Below are 5,649 nucleotides of genomic sequence, written 5' to 3' on the forward strand. Positions count from 1 at the left end.
ACTCTTCTGGTAAAAGCACTTTTGTAAATTCAATGATATATGGTATCGGAATGGAGGAATTAATAGGACCAAAAGGACCAGCCTCATTACCATATGCTTTGAAAGATAAGTTTGAATTTGAAGGCCTAGAAAAAAAAGTTGTTTCATCAGCCGTTTATCTTCAAGTTACAAATTCAAAAAATGAAACGATAACATTGAGAAGAGGGATAAAAGAAGAAAGGGCTAATAGCAAGTTAGTGCAAGTTATCCATGGAGCGTTCCTTGATGATATGTCACAAAGCTATCGTTCTCAGCCAACCTTTTTACATGATAAAGGCGCTGCTCAGGATCCAAACACAGGTTTTTATGCATTTTTTGAAAAGTTTATTGATTTCAATATGCCTGAGATTACAGATAGTAAAGGCAAAGAGACAAAACTATATTTGCAATCTGTTTTTGCAGGGTTGATGATTGAACAAAAAAGGGGGTGGACAGATTATATTGCTAATATTCCATATTATGGTGTTAGTGGTATGCGAGAGAAAGTCATGAGCTTTTTACTCGATTTAGATGTTTTTAGAAATGTGAAAGAAATTAATAGGTTGCATGAGCTTAGGAATGAATACATATACAAGTGGCAGGAATCAACTACTAAGATTAGATTGGCTATAGAAAGCAAAGCTCTATCAATTAGGGGGGTTCCTAGAAACCCTGTTATAGATTTCAAGCCTGGTTTAGTTTTGGTTGAACAAAAGGAAAACAATGAGCTAAAGATACTATCGGAAGTTCGAGTGGGAATAATAAATAAACTAGATAATTATAATCAAAAAATAAAACACAAAAGCAATGAAAATAAATCAGAAGATATAATTAATGAAGTTGGAAAACTTGAAATGGAAGTTGATGACTTGTTAGTTTTACAAAGTTCAGGTATTAAGAAGCTTAAAATAAGCAAAAGCCAGCTTGAGCAATACAGTAAGAATTTAGTTGAAATTGAAAAGGACTTAAAAACCAATAAAATGACGAAAAAACTCGTGGACTTTGGTGCACAAGAAGCTGATATTAAGTTTGCACAGGGGCTGTGCTCTACTTGCATGCAGCCTGTAGACGATATATTAAGTTCTCCAGATAGTATCTCAATGCCGATGTCACTAGAGGAAAATATTACACATTTAAATAACCAGTATAAGATGATTAAATCTCTTATTCTAGGGTTGCAAAAGGAAATAGAAATAGATGAAGGCCAACTCAACTCTGTAAAAAAAGAGCTGCTGTCTAAACGCCGATTATTGATTTCAATGAGACAGGATGTAAAATCTAGTAGTAAAGTTTTGGAGTCTGAAGTACGTATAAAAATAAATTTGGAAGATAGACTAAAAGATCTAGATGAGATAGAAAGCTTAATCCGTAGAGAAGTGAAATCACTAGAAAAAATCAGTGCTGATTATAAAGTTGTTAATGCAAGCCTTAATCGGTTAAATCAGACTCAACTTAGTTTTGAAGATTCACGTAAACTTGATTACTTCTCTAGTCAGTTTAGACTTTTAGCGAAAAGCTTTGGATATAGAAGTGCAAATGTTGAAGAAGTACAAATTAAATACACTACGTTATTACCTTATCTTGAAGATAAAGAGTTAAGGGAGACAGTAAGAACACCTTCTGAGACTACTGATATAAAAGCAGACTCTTCAGCAAGCGATTTTGTTAGGCTAATTTGGTCATATATATTATCTACTTACTTCACTTCTAAAAAATTTAACGGAAATCATCCAGGGTTCATTTTGTTTGACGAACCAGCTCAGCATTCAATGAGTACTAAGGGGTTAAACAATCTATTACTGAAATTAGAAAGCAGTTCTACTTTGCAGAGTATTGTCGCAGCTTCTTTTGATGAAAGTGATGATAATTATGACGAATCTACTAATGGGTTGCACAAGTTTACACTTAAAAGGTTCCCTAGAAAGCTGATCTCTACCTTCAATTCGCAACTATAAGAAACGCTAACTCACCCAACAGCCAACTTCCCAGCCTCATGCCATAACTCACTTGGCATGGGGTGAAACAAGTCCCACGTAATATCCATTGGCTGACTGCCTGTATGCGCTACATATTGCACCTCGCCAAAATTCACAAAGCCCATGGTGCGACCGTTTTCATCTTTGTTTTGCTCTCGTACAAATAAGTAGATGCGTTTGCCAGTTTTTTGGTGAGTAATATAGCTCAAGCCTTTACCTCGCTCCGGCCTTGCGCTGTTTTGTGACTGCCAATGAAAGCGAGTGGGGCTGATGGCAAAGTCTTTGTATAGTGTGGTTGGGGAATAGGTTTTCTCGCATTTAGTGAGGGTCACAAATAACAGCTCGATATTGTAGCTTTTGAGCTCTAGCACGCCTTCACGCGCAGGTGATTTTTTCTCAAAGGTGCTTGCGCCAATCGCGGCAAGTATCTGCTCACGAGAATATCGGCTATGTAACTGTAAGGCTGTATTTGGTAAGCCCGACAGTGATTGCTCTTGGTGGTGAATACGGTTTATTAAAATGTTGAGCACGTCGCTGAGCTCAGCTTGTAGCTGCTTATTGGCAAGTGCTTTTAAGCTGGTGGTAATGTCTTGGTGTCTGGTTTGCTTACCTGATTTTTCCCAAAAGTTGTAGTGTGTCATTAAAGCAAATACAGCGTTATTCGGAATGTTTTTAAGCTCAGTAAAATCAAAGTCATGGTTACACAAAGACTGCAAAAACTGCAAGTAACTGAGTGAGTTGCATGTAATTAACTGGGTATTGATAGCGCGATAATAGGCTTGTATTTGAGCTTGTTCAAGTTCGTTTATTGAGGCGTTTTGATTAGTTAACCAATGCCATCCACCTGATTTACCTTGAGAGAGCTTATATACATCTTCTAAAGTCACACTTGGGTTAACTTGTAAGAAGTTAGCAAGTGTGAGCGGTAAGTTGGTGTCTTGATTATAACGGTTAAGCAGTGCTTGTAGTCGACGCTTGTTGTTTATGGCTCCTTTAATATTTTTAAGAATGATGTCTTTACTTTGTTTTTGTAACTCAATGCGACAACCTAAAGGCAGATGCGCAAACCCACTTTCAATCTCTTGGCTGATTGACGTATTGGTTTTACCGATCAGCGCTCTAAACTTGCTGGCAAAGTCATATTCAGGCCGCGCATTACCCACAAAGTCCAAAACGGTGCAGCATTCTTTGTCTTGGGTTAGACGAAGGCCACGACCCAGCTGTTGCAAAAACAAAGTTAAGCTTTCTGTTGGACGTAAAAATAGTAGGGTGTCGACTTCAGGAATATCCACACCTTCGTTAAAAATATCCACCACACACAATATTTGAACATCGCCTTGCCTGAGGGCTTGCTGCTTATCGTGCCTTTCATTGGCATTGTCACTGGTTAGTACATCACTGCTAATGCCTTTTAAGTTAAATTGCTCGGCCATAAATATGGCATGCTGCTTACTAACACAAAATGCCAGTGCCTTGATGGCGTGCACATTCGCGACGATATCCGCTAGGCTTTGCATGATTTTTAAGGCGCGATGATCGTTTTGCGTAAATACGTGTGTAAGCGCGCCAACATCGTAACGGCCACGTTGCCAAGAAACACGGCTGAGATCCGTGTCATCATCAATGGCAAAGTATTGAAATGGGATCAAATAGCGATTGTTTATGGCTTCAGGTAATCGTAGCTCTGCGGCGATGACATCATCAAAATCACTTAGAATGTTGCCGCCGTCTTGCCTTTCGGGCGTTGCAGTTAAACCGAGTAAGATGCTGGGTGCAAAATGATTGATCACTCCTCGGTAGCTGTTTGCTGCGATATGATGTACTTCATCAATGACAATGTAATCATAAAAGTCGGCGGTGAGGTTAAGCGACTCTAATTGATTATAGAGCGTTTGGATTGACGCAAACAGGTGGTTATAGCTGCTTGGTTTGTGTTGTCCGACCCAAAGTTCACCAAATTGGTTATTTTTGAGCACAGCACGATATGCTGAGCGCGCTTGTTTTAGTATCTCTTCTCGATGGGCAACAAAGAGTAATTTGGTTTGTGGGTTTTGCTTTAAAAATCGCGCAAAGTCGAATGCGGAGATCAAGGTTTTACCTGTGCCTGTGGCTGCAACTACTAGGTTTTTATATCGACCGTGTACGCTTCGTTCAGCACTGAGCTTTTCAAGCATGGCTTTTTGATGCGGTTTTGGCTGAATATCTAAATAAAAGTGTGAGGTATCAGTTTTTAGATTTTTTGCGACATTAAGCGCTTGCGTTAATTTGTTTTGGCAAGGCGCTTTACCTGTGTAGCGTTCAAATTCATCAGACTCCCAATAGGTTTCAAACGTGTTCAGTGCTTTTTGAATAATATGAGGGATCTCTTGATTGGTTACCTTTAAGTTCCACTCTAAGCCGCTAGACAAGGCGGCTTTTGATAAGTTTGACGAGCCAATATAGCCGGTGTGAAAACCGTTATCTCGCAAAAACAGATAGGATTTAGCATGTAGGCGTTGGCTATCATTGTTGTAGCTGATTTTTACCTGTGTGTTTGGCAAGCTGGCTAAAAAGTCGATGGCTCGCTGTTCAGTGGCGCCCATGTAAGAAGTGGTGATTACTTTTAACTGTTTGCCGCTTTCGACATATCGCTTTAGTTCTTCTTTAAAAATACGTAGGCCTGTCCAGCGTATAAATGACACTAACCAGTAAATGGTGTCGCTGGATAAGATTTCTTTTTTGATTTCGCTCTCAAGAGAAATACCTGCGTTTGCACCAGAAAATAACTCGCTTTGGCTCAGTCCAGTTTGTGGAAAGATGTCTTTGCTATAACTCGGTAGGTCGCTAGAAATAGGGTTTTGCTTATCAAACAGGGCGGTGAGGATACGACCTTGCGAATCAATGAGGTTTTCGCTGATCAATTGATCGTCTCTGATGTGATCTTTTAACCAAAACACCAGTTTGTTAGCCAGCTCAATTTGCTTGGTGATGCGGTTGTCATCACTATTTGGGATGGCATCAATCGCATGGGCGACCAGTTTTGAGAGAAAGCGTGATAGCCAAACAGAGGCTTCGCTTGATTCAAGCTGACGTTCACCAATATAAAACTGTTCGCGGTTTAAGTTTTGCTCTACCACTTGGGTAATAAGCTGCTCATAAATGCCAATTTGCTGCACGGCCAAATCCTGTTGTTTTTATTCTAACTAATTGATAGCGCTATTATCTTATCGTTTTTTTATGTGTTGGACCAGGAGAGTGTTTGTGAGGTTGCTCTGAGTGCTTTTTTCGCTTGTTGCATAGATGAAGCTAATGCGCTGTACTTGCTTTCTCTCGTCGTTGTGGGCTTGCCACGCAATCTATGTTTGAGAGGGTTATGGACCCTGAAGCGAGTTCAGGGTGACGGAGTTGGGGATAGTGTTGTGGGTTTTTATAGGTTGCACTATCGTACTCTCGTCGTTGCGGGCTTGCCCCGCAATCCATATTTGAGAGGGTTATGGGCCCTGAAGCGAGTTCAGGGTGACGGGGGTTGGGTTAGTGTTGTTGGTTTTAGTGAGTTGCCGCATGTTTAGTTGTGTTTAGAGAGTCGGCGCTTTACTTACCCTCGTCGTTGCGGGCTTGCCCCGCAATCTATGTTTGAGGGGGTTATGGGCCCTGAAGCGAGTTCAGGGTGACGGGA

2 protein-coding genes are annotated in these 5,649 nt (G+C 40.3%); one reads left to right on the top strand and one right to left on the bottom strand.

The features are described from left to right. A partial coding sequence (locus L1077_RS26970) for a hypothetical protein (RefSeq protein WP_237139852.1) occupies positions 1-1,973 on the top strand: 1,973 nt, incomplete at its 5' end. 11 nt (positions 1,974-1,984) lie between these two features. On the opposite strand, the gene L1077_RS26975 is transcribed toward L1077_RS26970, so the two are convergent. Continuing rightward, positions 1,985-5,149 carry a DUF3427 domain-containing protein gene (locus L1077_RS26975; protein ID WP_237139853.1) on the bottom strand — a complete coding sequence of 1,055 codons (3,165 nt, stop codon included), beginning with the start codon at positions 5,147-5,149 and terminating at the stop codon, positions 1,985-1,987. Positions 5,150-5,649 lie beyond the last annotated feature (500 nt).

Source organism: Pseudoalteromonas luteoviolacea, from assembly GCF_021654285.1.
In the GTDB taxonomy this organism is placed as follows: Bacteria; Pseudomonadota; Gammaproteobacteria; order Enterobacterales; family Alteromonadaceae; genus Pseudoalteromonas; species Pseudoalteromonas luteoviolacea_J.